The sequence below is a fragment of the Flavobacteriales bacterium genome (assembly GCA_026129465.1).
Lineage (GTDB): Bacteria > Bacteroidota > Bacteroidia > Flavobacteriales_F > PHOS-HE28 > PHOS-HE28.
Genome location: JAHCIA010000001.1, coordinates 976,870 through 992,911 on the forward strand (window position 1 = coordinate 976,870; position 16,042 = coordinate 992,911).

The window sequence follows — 16,042 nt, forward strand, 5'->3', positions numbered from 1 at the left end:
GTCAGGGTTGAAGGTTGGTGGTGCGACAATTGACCCGTTGGCGGGCGGCGAAAATAGCCCATGCGCGGAAAGCGCCTGCCAAGGGTCCGTGCGAAGCGGATCACAGGTCCCTGCGTAGCACCAATGACCGCCGGTAGGCCAGCACAAAGGCCAGCGCACCGCCCATGAGCACCGCGCCCACCACGTAGGGCCCGCGGAAGTGCCAGCCATAGAGCAAGCCACCCAGGGTGGGACCGGCGATGCGCGCCAGCGACATGAAGCTCTGGTTCATGCCCAGCACCTGGCCCTGCTCCTTCTCGGTGGCATGGCGGCTCAGCTGCGAAGTGAGGCTGGGCATGAGGCAGCCGTTGGCCAGGGCCAGCAGCGCCATGGGCAGCAGGGCCCAGGGCAGGAAGGGGTCGATGGGCATGAAGGGGATGATGGCCAGACCCAGCGCGGCCAGCACACAGCCGTACACCATGAGCCGCTCCTCGCCGAAGGTGCGCGCCAGCCAGCCCACCATGGTGCCCTGCACCAGCGCGGAGGAGAAACCGATGAAGGCGAACATGTATCCGATGTGCGCCTCGGAGAGACCGTATCGCTGCTCCCACAGCAGGGCCACGGTCACCTGCATCATGCTGAACGCGCTGATGTAGATGAAGCTCGTGAGGAAGAGGTCGCGGAAGCGGGCATTGCGCAGGGCCTGCAGCGTCTGGGTCACGGGCTTCATGCGCACCTTGGCGGCGGTATCCCGCTCGCGCAACGATTCAGGCAGGAAGAGCAGCACCAGCATCAGGTTCAGCGCGCTGAGGGCCATGGCGCTGTAGCCCACGGCGTCCATGCCGAAGTGCTCCTTGATGAGCCCCCCGGCGGGTGGACCGAAGATGAAGCCCAGCCCGAAGGCCGCGCCGATCAGTCCCAGGGTCTTGGCGCGGCGTTCCACGGGCGTCACGTCCGTGATGTAGGCCTGCGAGGCGGCGATGTTGGCCGAGCCGATCCCCGCGAGCATGCGCGCCGCGAAGAGCAGCGCCAGGCTGTGCGCGTTGGCCAGCAGCAGGAAGGCCAGCATGGTGATGGCCACCGTGAAGGCGATCACCGGGCGGCGGCCGTAGCGATCGCTCAACGAGCCCCAGAAGGGCGAGAAGATGAAATTCATCAGCGCATAGAGCGCCATCACCAGGCCCACCTCGAAGGAGGAGGCGCCCAGTTCCACCGCATAGGTGGGCAGGATGGGGATCACCAGCCCGAAGCCGAGCAGGTCGATGAAGACCGTGAGAAAGAGGATGGCCAGACGGGAACCCATGGGGGCCTGAGCAACGGCAGGCGGCGCGAAAGTAGCCGGAGGCTCAGACGGCGCGCTCTTCAGCGGCGACCATGGGCCGGGATACATGTGTGCCCTGGCGCACGTAGGGCCGGATGATCAGGCGGATGGTGTTCTTCCAACTGAGGTACTTCCACGCCCAGTTCACCAGCACCATGATGCGGTTGCGGAAGTGGACCAGCTGCACCACGTGCACGAACATCCACAAGGCCCAGGCGAACCAGCCGCCGAAGCTTCGGCCACCCATCTCCACCACCGCTTTGGCCCGGCCGATGACGGCCATGCTGCCCTTGTTGCGGTAGGTGAATGGCAGCGGTTCCCGGCCTTCCGCACGGCGCAACAGATTCCGCAGGAGATGCCGCCCCTGCTGGATCGCCACCGTGGCCACCTGCGGATGTCCCTTGGGCCAGTCCGGCGGCTCCTCCATCAGCGCGATGTCGCCCAAGGCATAGATGTCCGGATGGCCCGCCAGCTGGTTGGTGCGGTCCACCATGAAACGGTTGGCGCGTTCGTTCACCGCGCGCTCCAGCCCGGGGATGAGCACCCCTTTCACCCCGGCGGCCCAGATCACCGTGTTCGTTTCCAGCACGCCGCCGTCATCGAGCGCGATGTGGTCGTCGTCGCCACCGGTGACACGCTTGTTGAGCATCACCTCCACGCCCAGTTCGTCCAGGTACTTCAGGGCATTGGCGCTGCTCTTCTCGCTGAAGTTCTTCAGCACGCGATCGTTGCTGTCGATGAGCACGATGCGCATGAGCGTGCTGTCCATCTCGCGGTACTCGCGTTTCAACACCGTACGCCGGATCTCCGCCAGGGCACCGGCCAATTCAACGCCCGTGGGTCCGGCCCCCACGATCACGAAGTTGAGGCAGCGACGCAGGTCCTGCTCCTCCCGCAAGGTGATGGCGCGCTCGAACTCCTGCAGGAAATCACTGCGGATGTCCAGGGCCTGGCTGATGGTCTTCAACTGCATGGCCACCTCGGCCATCTGTGCGTTGCCGAAGAAGTTGGTGGTGCTGCCCGTGGCGAGCACGAGGATGTCGTACTGGAAGGACCCCACGTTCGTTTCCACGCGCTTCTCCTCCGCCACCACGCGCCGCACTTCGGCCATGCGGAAGGCCACGTTGGGCATGGGTCCCACCGAGCGGCGGAAGGGATGCGCTATGCTGTCCGCACCCAGGCTGGCGGTGGCCACCTGGTAGAGCAGCGGCTGGAAACAGTGGTGGTTCTGCCGGTCCAGCAGCAGCACCTTGTAGGGCTTGTTGGCCAGACCCTGGACCAGCTCCAGGCCGGCGAAACCGCCCCCCACCACCACCACCGTGGGATAGGGCAGACCGTCGTAGCGGGCTTTGTCGTTGCTCATCGTCGCGATGTCGCTCGGGGGTGCAAAGATCCGGAACTTCGCGCGCCGTGGACCATCGACACAACGACACCATCGCCGCCATCGCCACGCCGCCGGGCATGGGCGCCATCGCCGTGTTGCGCCTCTCCGGGCCGGAAGCCTTCGTGGTGCTGGGGAAGGTGGCTCCCGGCCTGTCCGGGTCCGTGGAAGAGCGAAAGGCCCACTTCGCGCATTTCCAGGATGAGGAGGGCCGCATCGACGAGGGTCTGGTGACCTGCTTCCGCGGGCCGCGCAGCTATACCGGCGAGGACGTGGTGGAGGTGGGCGTGCATGGCTCGCCGTACGTGCAGCAGCGCATGCTGGAAGCCTTGCTCACGGCCGGTGCGCGGCTGGCGGAACCCGGCGAATTCACGCGGCGCGCCTTTCTGAACCGCAAGCTGGACCTGAGCCAGGCCGAGGCCGTGGCCGACCTGATCGCCAGCCAGAGTGCCGCCCAACACCGGCTGGCCATGCGGCAACTGCGTGGTGGCTTCGGACGTGGCATCGAAGCGCTTCGGCAGCGCCTGATCGACTTCTCCGCCCTGGTGGAACTGGAGCTCGACTTCTCGGAAGAGGACGTGGAGTTCGCCAAACGGCCGGAACTGATCGCCCTGATCGATGAGATAGCGCGCATGTGCACCGCGCTGATCGAGAGCTTCCGCTACGGCAATGCGGTGAAGCAGGGTGTGCCGGTGGCCATCGTGGGCCCGCCCAACAGCGGCAAGAGCACCCTGCTCAACGCGCTATTGCAGGAGGATCGTGCCATCGTGAGCGAGATACCCGGCACCACGCGCGACACCGTGGAGGAGACGATCACCCTGGACGGGGTCCTGTTCCGATTCATCGATACCGCCGGCATCCGCCGCACGGAGGACACCGTGGAACGCCTGGGCATCGAGCGCAGCCACCGCAAGGCCCGCGAGGCCGAGGTCGTGCTGCTGCTGGGCGACTCGTCCGTGCTGTCCGAAGGCGCCCTGCGCACCGAGGCCGACCTGCTGCGGCAACGGATCAAGGCCGAGATCGGTGAAGGCTACATCCCCGAGGTGATCCCCGTGATGAACAAGGCCGACCTGCGCGCCGCCAGCGGCAACGGCACGATCGCCATCAGCGCGAAGACCGGCGCCGGCCTGGACATGCTGAGACAGCGCTTGGTGGAACATGTGAGCGCCATGCGCAGTGGCCCGGGCGACCTGGTGGTGACCAATGTGCGCCATGTGGACGCGCTGACAAAGGCACGCGCGGCGCTGTTCGATGCCCACAAGGCGATCATGGCCGGTGCCAGCGGCGAACTACTGGCGGTAGATCTGCGCCGCGCCCAGCACCACCTGGGCGAGATCACCGGCCGGATCACCACGGACGATCTGCTCGGCAGCATCTTCGGGCGCTTCTGCATCGGGAAGTGAGCGCCTCGCAGCGGGCATCGCGCCTCCTGCGTCCTCACCGCTCCCACCCTTTTACATGCGCCGCCACCCGCGAATGCGGTGATCACCGTAGCGGATCACGGTGACTGCCGCATGACATGGCCTCCGCCACCAGGCCTGCTTTGCGAAAACCTTCCCAAGTGCCCACCCACGCACCCCAGAAGGGACTCCGGGATCGCCTGTTGCCCCTTTTGATCGCGATTGCCCTCCTTGGCCTGATGGCGCTCGCTGCCACGGCCCAGGACGATGGCCAGGTGTTCCGCGTGATCGACATGCGCGACGAGGCCAACCGGACCGACCACATCAACGCATGGTTGGACCTGGCGCCGGACGGTCGCACGCTGGCGGTCGCGCCCGTGCAATCTTTCCCCTTCAGGCTCTGGGACACCCAGGAGGAGCGCATCACCCGCACGCTGGACGTGGGCAACTGGTACGCCGGTTCGCGCGCCGAATTCACCTCCACCGGCCGCTACCTGTTGCTGCAGCAGCTCTTCTACCTGGACTTCTCCGTGAACAAGGACCGTCCGGTGAAGCATGAACTGGTGGAAGTGGCCAGCGGCAAGGTGGTGCTCTCCTTCGATGAACTGCACGCCGCGGCCGTGACGCCCGACGAGACCGCCATGATCGTGATGATGCGCGATGGCGCCTACCGGGTGGACATCGCATCGGGCAGGCGCGACAAACTGCCCTTGGAACGCACGGGCTATGCCCTGGCCTTGAGCAACGATGGGAAGCGCCTCGCGGTATCGCACAAGCCGACCAAGGCCGAGCTGGAGGCGATGCCCTCGGTGCGCAACGACAAGGACGCCATCAAGCGCGGGCTGAAGGATGGCCGCATCGTGGTGGTGTACGACCTGGGCACACTGAAGCCCATGTACACCCTGGGCGAGTTGTTCGACAAGGTCTTCCGGCTGGAATACAGCCCGGATGGGAAGGACCTGTGGATCCATGCCAAGCCGAACAGCTACCGCACCAGCAGCAAGAATATCAACCAGAGCTACCTGAGCGTGGCCGACGCGGTGAGCGGCGAGATGCGGCGCACCTCCTTCCCATCGCTCTCGCCCTACGAACCCGACTTCCGCGCGAGCCCGGACGGCAAGCTCCTCGCCATCGCCAGCCAGGGCAACAAGTTCATGGAGGTGCATCTCTACGACCGCGCCACCGGGCGCATGGTGGACCGCTTCGTGGTGAGTTTCCGGCTTTTCGAAAAGAGCGCCAGCACCAACACGGTCACCTCCACGGATGCCCGAATGAGCTTCTGTTTCCTGCCGGACAGCCGCCGCATGCTGATCGTGGCCGGCAACCGCCTGATCGAATGGACCTACAAGCCATGAGGAAGCTGCTGCCCCTGATGATGCTCCTGCTGGCCGTGGACACCATGGCCCAGAAGCGCGAGTACATCGACGACAAGGACGAGATCCAGCGGCGCGCCATCGCCGAGTTGGATACCGCCATGCAAGGCCCCGAGGGCTTCCTCTACAAGGCCGTGATCAAGGAGGACCTCACCGGGCGGTTCAAACTGCAGGTGAGCCTGAGCGACAAGGGCGACATCCGCAGCGTGCAGGTGCTGGACCGCGAAGGCGGCGACATCCGCTCGCAGAACCGCTTCAAGGACCTGGTGCACCAGGCACGCTTCAGCACTTTCAAGACCCCCAAAGGCAAGCAGTACCGCATCGAGCACACGTTCGACCTCGATGCCCTGAGGAACTGAGCCACGCATACCCACACCAAACCACCCACACATGAAGAAGCGAACGACCATCAGCATCGCCGTGCTGCTATGTATCACGGCCATTCATGCCCAGAAGGACATGTCCATCCTCTGGGAGACCAAACTCGGCCACCAGACCGAATTCACCGGCACCGGCACCGAGGAGCGCGGCTACAGCTACGCCGCCACGGACAAGGAGATCACCGTGTTCGACAACAAGACGGGGCAGGCGCGCTGGAACAACAAGTTCAAGGAACTGGCGCCCAAGCTGAGCAAGATCGACGAGCTCATCCCCTTCTGGGAAAGCGACTGCCTCTTCCTCTTCGACCGGAAGATGGGAAAGGACCAGATCGTGGTGGTGGACATGGCCACCGGCAAGGCGCTCTGGAACACGGACAAGTACCAGAACCTGGTGGAGGAAAGCATCGTGTACGTGCCCGAGAAGGACGGCTTCGCCATCGCCCTGAAGGACCGCCTGGTATGGGTGATGGCCAAGACCGGCGAGGAGAAGTGGAGCACCGACAAGTTCAAGGGCTCGGTGGGCCGCTACGCCGTGACCAGGGATGGCAAGCTGGTGATGGTGAACTTCATGCCCACCGGCCTCGGCGCGCTGTTCACCGGTTTCAAGAACCAGATCGCCAAGGTCGACCTGGCCACCGGCAACATCCTCTGGGAGAACACCTACATCGGCCGCCCGGAACGCAAGGTCATCAGCGGTGAGTTCCTCTATGCCCTGGACATCCAGGACGACAAGGTCTTCCTGCGCATGAACGGCATGCAGGTGTACGACCTGAACACGGGTGCCAACGTGTACAGCGCCGCCTTCGACTTCACGCCCGATGGGCTGGTCTCCGCCCCGGCCGGTGCGCGCAAGTTCGGCGTGTACCACGCCGTGGCCGAACCGGTGATCCTGGGCGACGACATGTACATCCTGGACATGAGCAACAAGAAGAGCCAGTATGTGAAGAAGTACGACCGCAACAGCGGCAAGCTGCTGTGGACGAGCCCGGAGATCCGCGGCGGTGCACGGGCCATTCCCAACATGTACGTGGTGGGCGACAAGGTGCTGCTGCAGATCGGCGGCAACGTGGAGGTGCAGCACTACATCTACCAGCGCAAACCCGACGGCCAGGGCGGCTGGACGATCTACCAGGAATGGAAGATCTACCAGCGCAACGTGAAGCCCAACGGCATCCAGGCCTTCAACACGGGCGACGGCAGCTTCGCCTGGGAGAGCGAGCGCTTCAAGAAGGGCATCACCAACGCCATCCTGGTGGGCGACAATTTCGTGGTGAGCAGCGGCAAGGAGATGTACAGCCTGGATCCCGTCAACGGCGCTGAGAAGTTCACCGTGCCCGTGGCCAAGGGCGGCGTGGGCCTGGCCCAGGAGATCCGCACCTACAAGGACAAGGTGGTGGTGATCGGCGACAAGGGTGTGAGCACCTTCAACATGGACACCGGCGAGCCCGTGGCCAGTGGCAAATACAAGAAGAGCGACATCGAGGACATGCATGAGGACCGCCTGATCCTGAAGACGGAGAAGAGCGACATCGCCTGTTTCGACCTCGACGACTGCACCTTCAAGGAGTTCAAGGCGCGCACCGGCGCCACCACCACCATGAGCACCGACGGCAACTTCGTGTACGTGTACGACAAGAAGAACGTCACCAAGGTGGGTACCCGGTAGGTTCACGCCCATCGGGGAAAGCGCGGGTCGTGCCTTCGGGTGCGGCCCGCGTCCGCTTTGGTGCCGGGCCATGGCGCACCTTTGCCGCCATGCCACCGGTACCGCTCCTCTCCGCCTGCTACTTCGGCAGCGTGGAGCACTACGCCCTGCTGGCCAGGCATCCCCGCGTGGTCATCGATACCGGCGAGCATTACGTGCGCCAGAGCTACCGCACCCGCACCGGCATCGTGGGACCCAACGGACCGCAGGACCTGAGCCTGCAGGTCGAGCATGGCCAGGGGCGCAAGCTGCCCATGCGCGAGGTGCGCCTGTCCACCGCGGAGACCTGGCCACAGCAGCATCTGCACGCCCTCCGCAGCGCGTACGGCAAGGCGCCGTGGTGCATCCACTACATCGAGGACATCGAAGCTGTGCTGCTCGCGGGGTACGAAAGGCTGGTGGACCTTGACCTCGCGACCATGCGTTCAGGCCTGAAATGGCTGGGGCTTCGCACCGAACTGGTGATCTCGGACACCTATTGCGAAGTGGCCGATCCGCCGCTGGACCGGACCGACCTGCGCACCACGCTGCACCCCAAGAAGCCACTGCCACCGCAGGTTCCGGCCATCGGGCCCTACCCCCAGACCTTCGCCGACCGGCATGGCTTCATGCCCCGCCGCAGCATCATCGACCTGGTGATGAACACCGGCCCTGAGGCGTTGAAGTTCCTTGTCCAACCTTGAAGTCCTTGTGCCTGAACGGGAGGATGTCTTCCTTTGCGGCCACTTTTCACCATTACCAAACCGAACGATGAAAACCCCATTCCTATTCGCGCTGTGCACCGCAGTGCTGTTGACCGCCTGCGGCGGTGGCGCTTCCACCCCATCTGATGTGGCCTCCAAATTCCTGGACCACACCAACAAGATGGAGTTCAAGGAGGCGAAGAAATACGCCACCAAGGCCACAGGCGAAGTACTGGACATGATCGGCGGCATGGCCGCCATGATGCCCAAGGAGGACCCCAAGAGCTTCAAGATCCTCAGCGAGAAGATCGACGGCGACAAGGCCACGGTGACCTACCGCACCGACGGCAAGGAGGAGGATGAGACGCTGAACCTCGTGAAGGAGGACGGCAAGTGGCTCGTGAACATGAGCAAGGAGGACATGAACAAGGAGGAAAGTGGCGACATGGACTTCGGTGAGGAGGACGGCGGCGAATGGGAATACGAAGAGGAGACGGAAGAGGCCGCCGCCGAATAAGGACGGATCTTCACGATCGCATCAGGACCCCGGGGCGGCTTTGGCCGGTCCGGGGTTCTTCATTGCTGGTGGTTCAGCACCACATCGAACCAACGCGGATCCATCAGATGCGCGAACCGGAAGGGACTCAGCCGGTCCTCCACAACGCCATCGAGGATGTCCAGATCGTACTCGTCGCGCAGGATGCGCCACACCAGTTCGGAGCAATAGATGTGCGTGCTGTCCTGCCGGTCGAATTGGTGGTCGAAGGGCACTTGCTGGCGCAGGTAATGGCGCGCCTTGCGGGAGATGCCGGTCCTGTCGTGGTCGGTGCGCAGCCGGGAGACGATCACGCTGCCCGGCTTGCTCTGCCGCACGAACACCGGCAACCGATGGGCCTGCATGCCATCGAAGTCGCTCACATTGTTGGAAACGGAGTGCACCACCCACAGTTCACCGTCGCGTTCGGCGATCACCCCACAGTGCGAGATATCGAAAGGTTCGGCGAGGAGCCTGGCGATCATGTCGCTCACCAGTCCGTGCCCGCGCCGCAGGATGATGTCACCGTCCTGGAGCAGGGCCACCTCCTCCACGGAAAGTGCATAGCGCTCACCGTTGGGCCGCAAGCCTTCCGTGTCGCCGGTCCACCAAAGTGCACCGCCCCACCACACCAGCACCAAGGCGGGCAGGGCGATGAACAGGGTGCGGGGGCGGCGGGACATGGCTTGGCGAAATTACGGCCCCACCCCAAGCAGCGAAGGCCCCGGTGAGGGGGCCCTGCTGCTTGGTGTTCGCCGGTGTGGCTCAGACCAGGTCGAGGTCCACGCTCACGGGCACCGGGTTGCTCACGATGTCGAACACGGGCGACATGGTGGTGTAGCGCACCAGTTCCTTGCGCTGGTCCTCCGTGAGGTCGCCCGTGATGCGGAACTGCACGGTGATGTTCTGGTATCCGCTGCGGATGCCGGGGTCCATGCCCAGCATGCCGCGCACGTTCCAATCGCCCTTCAGGGTGGACTCCACCGAATCGATGGCGATGCCGTGGGCCGCGGCGTGCAGCACCATGGTGGTGGTCATGCAGCCGGCCAGCGCGTGCAGCACGAATTCCACGGGGTTGGGGCCTTCGTTCCCGCCCAGCAGGATGGGGGGCTCACCGTTGTCCAGTTCCCAGGCCTTCGCGCGGGTGGTGTCCTCCTGCATGCCGCCGTAGAAGTCCTGGATCACGCTGCGGTTGTGGCCACCCTTCACCCACTTGTTGCGTACGCGCCACTCGAACTCGGCGGTCTCCGGGCGGTTCTGGAAGCCTTCCACCGCTTTGGTGATATCCTCCATCCTGAACCCGTTCACTTCTTTCATCATCGTTTCCATGGTCTTGGTGTTCTGTTGTTTGGTTTGTTATTCAGAACGCCCCGCCACTTGCAGCGGCCATGCCATGGCCCGATCCCGCTGGGGATCAGTATCTTGCCAACAAGCGAGCACCTGCGGATCCCCGCGGATCCTCGCCGATCCACGAGATCTCGTCACGAATGGCCGTGGATCACGCCCTGCCGATGGCCACCAAGAGCACCACCACCTCCGAACGGAAACTTCCCTCCCTGCTCATCGCGCTGAAGATGATCATGGAGGGTACCGCGCCGCACACGGGCAAGCCCTTCTTCCGCTCGCTGGTGCGCAACCTGGCCGAAGTGCTCGATGTGCATGGTGTGTGGGTCACCAACTACATCGAAGCGGAACACAGCTTCGATTCGATCGCCTTCTGGTTGAACGGGAAGATGGTCGACCACTTCAAGTTCCACATTCCAGGAACACCGTGCGAGGGCGTGGTGGACCGGTCCGACATCGTGCACATTCCCGAGCGCCTGTTGGAATTGTACCCGAGCGACCGGGACCTTCCCCTACCCTCGGTGAGCTACATGGGCATCGCCCTGCGCGATGAGGACGGCAAGCTGCTGGGGCACCTGGCCATGCTGGACGACCGGCCCATGGCGGAGATCCCCGAGGTCTTCGCCATCTTCCGGATCTTCGCATCGCGCGCCACCGCCGAATTGATCCGCGCCCGCAGCCAGAAGCGCCAGGAGGAAACGGCCGCGAAGCTCGAGCGGCTGGTGGACGGCAGCATGGACGCCATCCTGGAACTGGATGCCGGGCTGCGGATCGTGCACGCGAACCGGGCGGCGCAGCAGTTGTTCGAGGCCAGGGATGAAGCCGCCTTGCTGGGCAGCCCACTCACCCAATTGCTGGAGCCGGACTCCCTGCGCAAGGTGCAGCGTACCGCCGCCAACCTGGAGGCCGCCCCCGGCACCGTTTCAAACACCTTCATCCAGGGACACATCCGCGGGAAGTCCAGCAAGGGATCCGCTTTCACCGGCGAGGCCACCATGTGCCGCTATGCACTGGATGGCCGACCCTTCCTGGCGATCTACATCCGCAACGTGAACGAGCGTCTGGCCCAGGAGGAGAAGTTGAAAGAGCTTGGTTTGGAGACCACGCTGCTGCGCGAGCGCATCGCCCTGCAGGACCTGGGCGGGATCATCGGTGAAAGCCCGGGGATCAAGCGCTGCCTCGAGCAGGTGATGCAGGTGGGTCCCACACAGGGCACGGTGTTGATCACCGGCGAGACCGGCACCGGCAAGGAACTGTTCGCCAAGGCGGTGCATCAGGCCAGTCCGCGGAGCGACAAGGCGCTGGTGAACCTGAACTGCGCGGCCCTCCCCACCGAGCTGATCGAAAGCGAGCTCTTCGGCCACGTGAAGGGTGCCTTTACCGGAGCGCTCACCGCGCGCGAAGGCCGCTTCAGCCTGGCCAACGGCGGCACCATCTTCCTGGACGAGATCGGCGAACTGCCGTTGGCGCTCCAGGCCAAACTGCTGCGTGTGTTGCAGGAGGGCGAGTTCGAGCCGCTGGGCAGTTCGCGCACCGTGAAGGTGGACGTGCGCGTGATCGCCGCCACCAACCGCGACCTGCCCACCGAGGTGGCCGCAGGACGTTTCCGCGAAGACCTCTACTACCGCCTCAACGTCTTCCCCATCGCGGTACCACCACTGCGCGACCGCGGCACTGATGTGCTGCTGATCGCCGAGGCCATGCTGGACAAACTCGCCAAACGGCACCACCGCGCGCGCCCGGTACTCGGCGAGATGGAACGCCAGCAACTGCTCAACTACCCCTGGCCCGGCAACGTGCGCGAACTGCAGAACGTGATCGAACGGGCCCTGATCACCAGCACCGAGGGCACTCTCGGCCTGGCACGTACGCTTGGCCCCACCCGGTCCGCGAACGCATCGCCGGCAGAGGAACAACGCATCCTCACCGAACAGGAATTGGAAGCGTTGCAGGCCGACAACATCCGGCGGGCGCTGGCCGCATGCAAAGGCCGGGTGAGCGGCCGGGATGGCGCCGCCGCACTGCTGGGCATCCCGCCCACCACATTGGCCTCAAGGCTTCGGAAGATGGGCATCGCCTGAGCTTCTTGACCTGGATCAAGTGCGTCACGCTGGTGGTCATGGCACCTTCGCGGCATGGCCGCAGACCTCACCATACCCGTCTGGGTGGACCGCCAGGAATTCCCGTTCATGTCGCGCACGTTCCATCATCCTGAAGGACGCCTGAACTACGTGGACGAAGGCCGGGGACCCGTGATCCTCTTCGTCCATGGCACACCGGACTGGAGCTTCGGTTTCCGGCACCTGATCAAGGCCTTCTCCCCCACCCACCGTTGTGTGGCCATCGACCATCTGGGCTTCGGGCTGAGCGACAAACCCGCTGGTGCGGACTACACCGTGGCCGCTCACGCCCGGCGCCTGCAAGCCCTCATCGATCACCTGGGGTTGAAGGACATCACCCTCGTGGTCACCGACTTCGGCGGCGGCATCGGTCTGCAGCATGCGTTGGAACATCCGGAGAACGTGAAGGGCATCGTGTTGTACAACACCTGGATGTGGCCGCTGGGGGACGACAAGCGTTTCGCGCGACCCGCCCGAATGATGCGGGGCTGGCTGGGCCGCCTGCTTTACCTGCGCTTCGGCTTCAGCGTCAACGTGATGATGCCCGGCGCCTACGGCGACAGGAAGAAGCTCACGCCCGCGCTGCACGCGCAGTACAAGCGGGTCTTTCCGGATGCCGTATCACGCCAGCCCTTGCATGTTCTGGTCAAGGAGTTGCCCGATGCCGGCCCCTACTGGGCGCAGCAATGGGATCGCGTCCGCAGACTTCGCCCGATACCCACCCTGCTCTGCTGGGGCCTGAAGGACCGCTTCTTCCCGGCGGACCTGCTGGAGCGCTGGAGACAGGCGCTGCCACAAGCCGAGGTGGACGTCTTTCCGGAGGCCGGACACTTCGTGCATGAGGAAGCGCACGAGGAACTCGCCGATGCGATGCGTCGCTGGGCAGGTAGATCGGCGGCCACGGGTCCATTCGCGCACGGAGCGTACCTTGCACCCACGAACGCCGCACGGCACGCATGACCCGGATCCCCTGACCGCTCCAAGCGGAGGATGTGACGACGGGGCGGCAGGCGCGGACCAACAACGTTCGTCACGGTACATGGCCACATTCGAGAAGCGCGAGAAGGAAAAGAAACGCCAGCAGAAGCAGGAGGAGAAGAAACGCAAGAAGGAGGAACGCAAGGCCAACAAGTCCGGCGGCGGGCTGGAGAACATGATGGCCTACGTGGACGAGTTCGGACGCATCACCGACACGCCACCCGACCCCACCAAGCGCGTGGAGATCGACGCCTCCCAGATCGAGCTCGGCGTTCCCAAGCGCCCCGAGGAAGAGGCCCCATCCGAGTACCATGGCAAGGTCGACTTCTTCGACACCTCGAAAGGCTTCGGATTCATCCGCGAGCAGGGCACCCAGGAGCGCTTCTTCGTCCACGTCACCGGATTGCTGGATGACATCCAGGAAGGCGACAAGGTCGTCTTCGAGGTGGAGCGCGGCCCCAAGGGGCTGAACGCCGTGCGCGTGAAGAAGGGCTGATCCGCCAGGTCTCCTCCAATACCGGTCCTTCAAGCGTGACCCGTTCCGCGCTGCATGAATGATCGGCGGCCGTTGAGTCGTCCGTCCCAGAGAGATATACCCAGGCTGGCCTAGGTGGATCGGGCCCATGAGGGTCAGGTCGGGCACCGTTGTTCGACCCATGGAAGGCCATTGCACAGTGGGCAGCCCCGCCTACCTTCGATAACCGGAGATGGCATAGGTCATCCCGGCACGTTTCTTGGCCCGATACAGCGATCATTCCATCATGCGCCGACCACTGCTCCTCTGGATGCTCGGGATCTGTTCCGCATCCTCCACACCACTCCAGACCCTTCAAGCACAGGCACCGTCCGCCTGGGAAGCCAATCCCGGCGGCACCATCGCGTGGATGCGCACCACCAGCGCCGGCGACCTGCTGGTATGCACCAGTGAGGGACTGAAAGGCATCGACCCCGCCACCGGCGCCATCCAGTGGACGGTGAAGGAACTGGCGAACGCGCCCGAGAGCGGGTACGAGGAGATCGCCAACACACCCTTCGTGGCCGTGGCACCGGCTTCCGGCAGCGGTGAACTGATGATCATCGAGCCGTTCGGGGGGAGCATCCTCTTCAGCAGCACGGCCAGCGGGATCGGCCACATCGCCAGCAAGTACTTCCTCTACGCCAACAACGCCATCGTTCTTGTGGGCCAGAGCGCGGACAAGAAGGCGGTGATGGCCTGTGTGGACATGGCCTCCGGCAAGGTGCGATGGACCAAGGACGATTCTTTCAGCAAACTCACGTCCTGCACCAGCGCCGGCAAGGATGCCATCCTGCTCAGCACCCTCTTCTTCGCCTACAAGCTGGACGCCAACACAGGCGCCGAGCTGTGGAAGCAAAGCCCCGATCCGAAGTTCGCCAGCATGTCCGGATTGATGGGTGCGCTCGATAAAGGCGGCGCCAACCTCGGCGGGCCCATGGCCCAGACGCAGGGCGCGTTCATCACCACTCCGCACGCACCGGAGCTCTGTTTCATGGCCCTGCAGCAGACCAAGCAGAGCCAGAAGACCGATGCAGCGGGCAAGACCACCACGACCATCACCTACACCACCTTCCTCAACGCCTTCAAGATCACCGATGGCAGCTATGCGTGGGCCCAACCGCTGCAGTTCCAGCAGCCGATGGGCGCCCTCGTGCCGCTGAAGCAAGGCTTGCTCGTGGGCGCAGGCGACAACAACAAAGCGGAGCTGCTGGACTACCGCAGCGGTAAAGGACTCTGGGGCAAGAACGGCAAGGGCATCACCGTCACTGGGCCCTTGAGTGGCGCTGTGGAAGTGGGCGACAAGACCCTGCTCACCTCGGGCGGCAAGGACGGCGTGGCCATGCTGGTGGATGCCAACGGCACCGACCGCTGGGCGAAGAAGCTGAAGCTCGATGGCACCATCCAGCGGGTGAGCCTGCTGCCCAACGCCCTGCTGATCGCCAGCAGCGATGAGGCCGATGTCGTTGACATCGCCACTGGCGCTTCGCGGCTGGGCAAACCCTTCAAGGGCGGGGCCGGCACCGTGGCGGCCACCACCAACGACCTCTACCTATTCAACACCAAGGACCGTCTGCTCTACCGCATGCCCCTGAGCGGCGGCAACGCCTCTGCCATCAGCAGCACCCCGCTGGAATTCGAGGGAAAAGAGAACGCGAATGCGGTTGAAGTGAACGACCACGGCATCCTGGTGAGCAGCGAACAGAACATCGCACTCTTCGGCACGGACGGTGGCCTGAAGTACAAGAAGTACTTCCCCGCACCACGGGAGAGCGGCCTCACCCGTGCACTGCTCTATGCCAACGCCGTGCGCGCAGCCTACTACACAGCGGCCTTCGGCTATACCAGCGCCGCCTTCGGTGCGGTCAGCAACAGCATCCAGGTCACCGATCCCTCCTCCGCCGCCGGCAAGGACATCACCGGCCAGGTCTCCAACATCTACGGCGATGCCTCAGTGATGGCATTGGACTACACCAAGCAGTTCATGCAACGGGCCAATGCGCGCTTCAAGGCCACGGCCAGCACCAGCGCCGTGCAGTACATCCTCAGCGATGCCGGCAAGCGCGAATTCGTGCTGATGCGCGTGAACAAGAAGGACGGCTCCTTGGGCGATACCATCATGCTGGGCAAGGACAAGACCCCGGTATACGAGGTGGATGGCTTCGACAATGCCGTCTACTTGGTGAGCGGTGCCAAGGTGGTGGGGTACCGTTGACCGGCGCTCCCCCCTGCCTTCATCCGCGCCGTCTGTGAACAACCTTAGGCGGGTGTGCCAGACATCAGCGGATAACATCCCTGCGGACTACTTTCGGCTCCGATGGCAGAAAAG

General features: G+C 64.2%; 14 protein-coding genes. 10 read left to right on the top strand and 4 right to left on the bottom strand.

Annotated features, from left to right (window positions below):
• Positions 1-100 precede the first annotated feature (100 nt).
• Entirely contained in the window at positions 101-1,282 is a 1,182-nt protein-coding gene (locus KIT10_04080; protein MCW5898429.1) for an MFS transporter, read from the bottom strand.
• A 43-nt stretch (positions 1,283-1,325) separates the two neighbouring features.
• The gene (locus KIT10_04085) at positions 1,326-2,663 is read right to left on the bottom strand and encodes an NAD(P)/FAD-dependent oxidoreductase (GenBank protein ID MCW5898430.1); all 1,338 of its coding nucleotides are present in this window, start codon (positions 2,661-2,663) and stop codon (positions 1,326-1,328) included.
• Between the two features lie 47 nt (positions 2,664-2,710).
• Between KIT10_04085 and mnmE the strand changes: the two genes are divergently transcribed.
• The 6 genes from mnmE (at position 2,711) to KIT10_04115 (ending at position 8,739) form a co-directional block, all read left to right on the top strand.
• Complete coding sequence (mnmE, locus tag KIT10_04090; protein ID MCW5898431.1) at positions 2,711-4,084, top strand: tRNA uridine-5-carboxymethylaminomethyl(34) synthesis GTPase MnmE; 1,374 nt, start codon at positions 2,711-2,713, stop codon at positions 4,082-4,084.
• A gap of 236 nt (positions 4,085-4,320) precedes the next feature.
• Positions 4,321-5,436, top strand: coding sequence for a WD40 repeat domain-containing protein (locus KIT10_04095; GenBank protein MCW5898432.1), 1,116 nt, complete (start codon positions 4,321-4,323; stop codon positions 5,434-5,436).
• Entirely contained in the window at positions 5,433-5,813 is a 381-nt protein-coding gene (locus tag KIT10_04100; protein MCW5898433.1) for a hypothetical protein, read from the top strand. The genes KIT10_04095 and KIT10_04100 overlap by 4 nt, the downstream gene beginning before the upstream one ends.
• Before the next feature lie 31 nt (positions 5,814-5,844).
• On the top strand, positions 5,845-7,500 hold the full coding sequence (locus KIT10_04105; GenBank protein MCW5898434.1) for a PQQ-binding-like beta-propeller repeat protein: 1,656 nt from the start codon (positions 5,845-5,847) through the stop codon (positions 7,498-7,500).
• Positions 7,501-7,589: 89 nt separating this feature from the next.
• Complete coding sequence (locus tag KIT10_04110; GenBank protein MCW5898435.1) at positions 7,590-8,222, top strand: WbqC family protein; 633 nt, start codon at positions 7,590-7,592, stop codon at positions 8,220-8,222.
• 67 nt (positions 8,223-8,289) lie between these two features.
• Positions 8,290-8,739 (top strand): DUF4878 domain-containing protein, encoded by a 450-nt coding sequence (locus KIT10_04115; protein ID MCW5898436.1) that lies wholly within the window; start codon positions 8,290-8,292, stop codon positions 8,737-8,739.
• A gap of 59 nt (positions 8,740-8,798) precedes the next feature.
• Here the strand turns inward: KIT10_04115 and KIT10_04120 are convergent, their stop codons facing one another.
• Both KIT10_04120 and KIT10_04125 read right to left on the bottom strand, forming a co-directional pair.
• Positions 8,799-9,440, bottom strand: a complete 642-nt coding sequence (locus tag KIT10_04120) for a hypothetical protein (protein ID MCW5898437.1) — start codon at positions 9,438-9,440, stop codon at positions 8,799-8,801.
• 82 nt (positions 9,441-9,522) lie between these two features.
• Positions 9,523-10,077, bottom strand: coding sequence for an OsmC family protein (locus KIT10_04125; GenBank protein ID MCW5898438.1), 555 nt, complete (start codon positions 10,075-10,077; stop codon positions 9,523-9,525).
• A gap of 167 nt (positions 10,078-10,244) precedes the next feature.
• Between KIT10_04125 and KIT10_04130 the strand changes: the two genes are divergently transcribed.
• The 4 genes from KIT10_04130 to KIT10_04145 all read left to right on the top strand — a co-directional run bounded on the left by KIT10_04130 (position 10,245) and on the right by KIT10_04145 (position 15,928).
• Positions 10,245-12,182, top strand: a complete 1,938-nt coding sequence (locus tag KIT10_04130) for a sigma 54-interacting transcriptional regulator (GenBank protein MCW5898439.1) — start codon at positions 10,245-10,247, stop codon at positions 12,180-12,182.
• A 54-nt stretch (positions 12,183-12,236) separates the two neighbouring features.
• Positions 12,237-13,181: an alpha/beta fold hydrolase gene (locus tag KIT10_04135; protein MCW5898440.1), complete on the top strand. Its 945-nt coding sequence runs from the start codon at positions 12,237-12,239 to the stop codon at positions 13,179-13,181.
• 79 nt (positions 13,182-13,260) lie between these two features.
• Positions 13,261-13,695, top strand: a complete 435-nt coding sequence (locus tag KIT10_04140) for a cold shock domain-containing protein (protein MCW5898441.1) — start codon at positions 13,261-13,263, stop codon at positions 13,693-13,695.
• 265 nt (positions 13,696-13,960) lie between these two features.
• Positions 13,961-15,928 (top strand): PQQ-binding-like beta-propeller repeat protein, encoded by a 1,968-nt coding sequence (locus KIT10_04145; GenBank protein ID MCW5898442.1) that lies wholly within the window; start codon positions 13,961-13,963, stop codon positions 15,926-15,928.
• Positions 15,929-16,042 lie beyond the last annotated feature (114 nt).

Bases quoted from the DNA above. Each gene is read 5' to 3' on its own strand.
- KIT10_04080 (MCW5898429.1), bottom strand. From the start codon at position 1,282: ATGGGTTCCCGTCTGGCCATCCTCTTTCTCACGGTCTTCATCGACCTG.
- KIT10_04085 (MCW5898430.1), bottom strand. From the start codon at position 2,663: ATGAGCAACGACAAAGCCCGCTACGACGGTCTGCCCTATCCCACGGTG.
- KIT10_04095 (MCW5898432.1), top strand. From the start codon at position 4,321: ATGGCGCTCGCTGCCACGGCCCAGGACGATGGCCAGGTGTTCCGCGTG.
- KIT10_04100 (MCW5898433.1), top strand. From the start codon at position 5,433: ATGAGGAAGCTGCTGCCCCTGATGATGCTCCTGCTGGCCGTGGACACC.
- KIT10_04105 (MCW5898434.1), top strand. From the start codon at position 5,845: ATGAAGAAGCGAACGACCATCAGCATCGCCGTGCTGCTATGTATCACG.
- KIT10_04110 (MCW5898435.1), top strand. From the start codon at position 7,590: ATGCCACCGGTACCGCTCCTCTCCGCCTGCTACTTCGGCAGCGTGGAG.
- KIT10_04115 (MCW5898436.1), top strand. From the start codon at position 8,290: ATGAAAACCCCATTCCTATTCGCGCTGTGCACCGCAGTGCTGTTGACC.
- KIT10_04120 (MCW5898437.1), bottom strand. From the start codon at position 9,440: ATGTCCCGCCGCCCCCGCACCCTGTTCATCGCCCTGCCCGCCTTGGTG.
- KIT10_04125 (MCW5898438.1), bottom strand. From the start codon at position 10,077: ATGATGAAAGAAGTGAACGGGTTCAGGATGGAGGATATCACCAAAGCG.
- KIT10_04130 (MCW5898439.1), top strand. From the start codon at position 10,245: ATGGCCGTGGATCACGCCCTGCCGATGGCCACCAAGAGCACCACCACC.
- KIT10_04135 (MCW5898440.1), top strand. From the start codon at position 12,237: ATGGCCGCAGACCTCACCATACCCGTCTGGGTGGACCGCCAGGAATTC.
- KIT10_04140 (MCW5898441.1), top strand. From the start codon at position 13,261: ATGGCCACATTCGAGAAGCGCGAGAAGGAAAAGAAACGCCAGCAGAAG.
- KIT10_04145 (MCW5898442.1), top strand. From the start codon at position 13,961: ATGCGCCGACCACTGCTCCTCTGGATGCTCGGGATCTGTTCCGCATCC.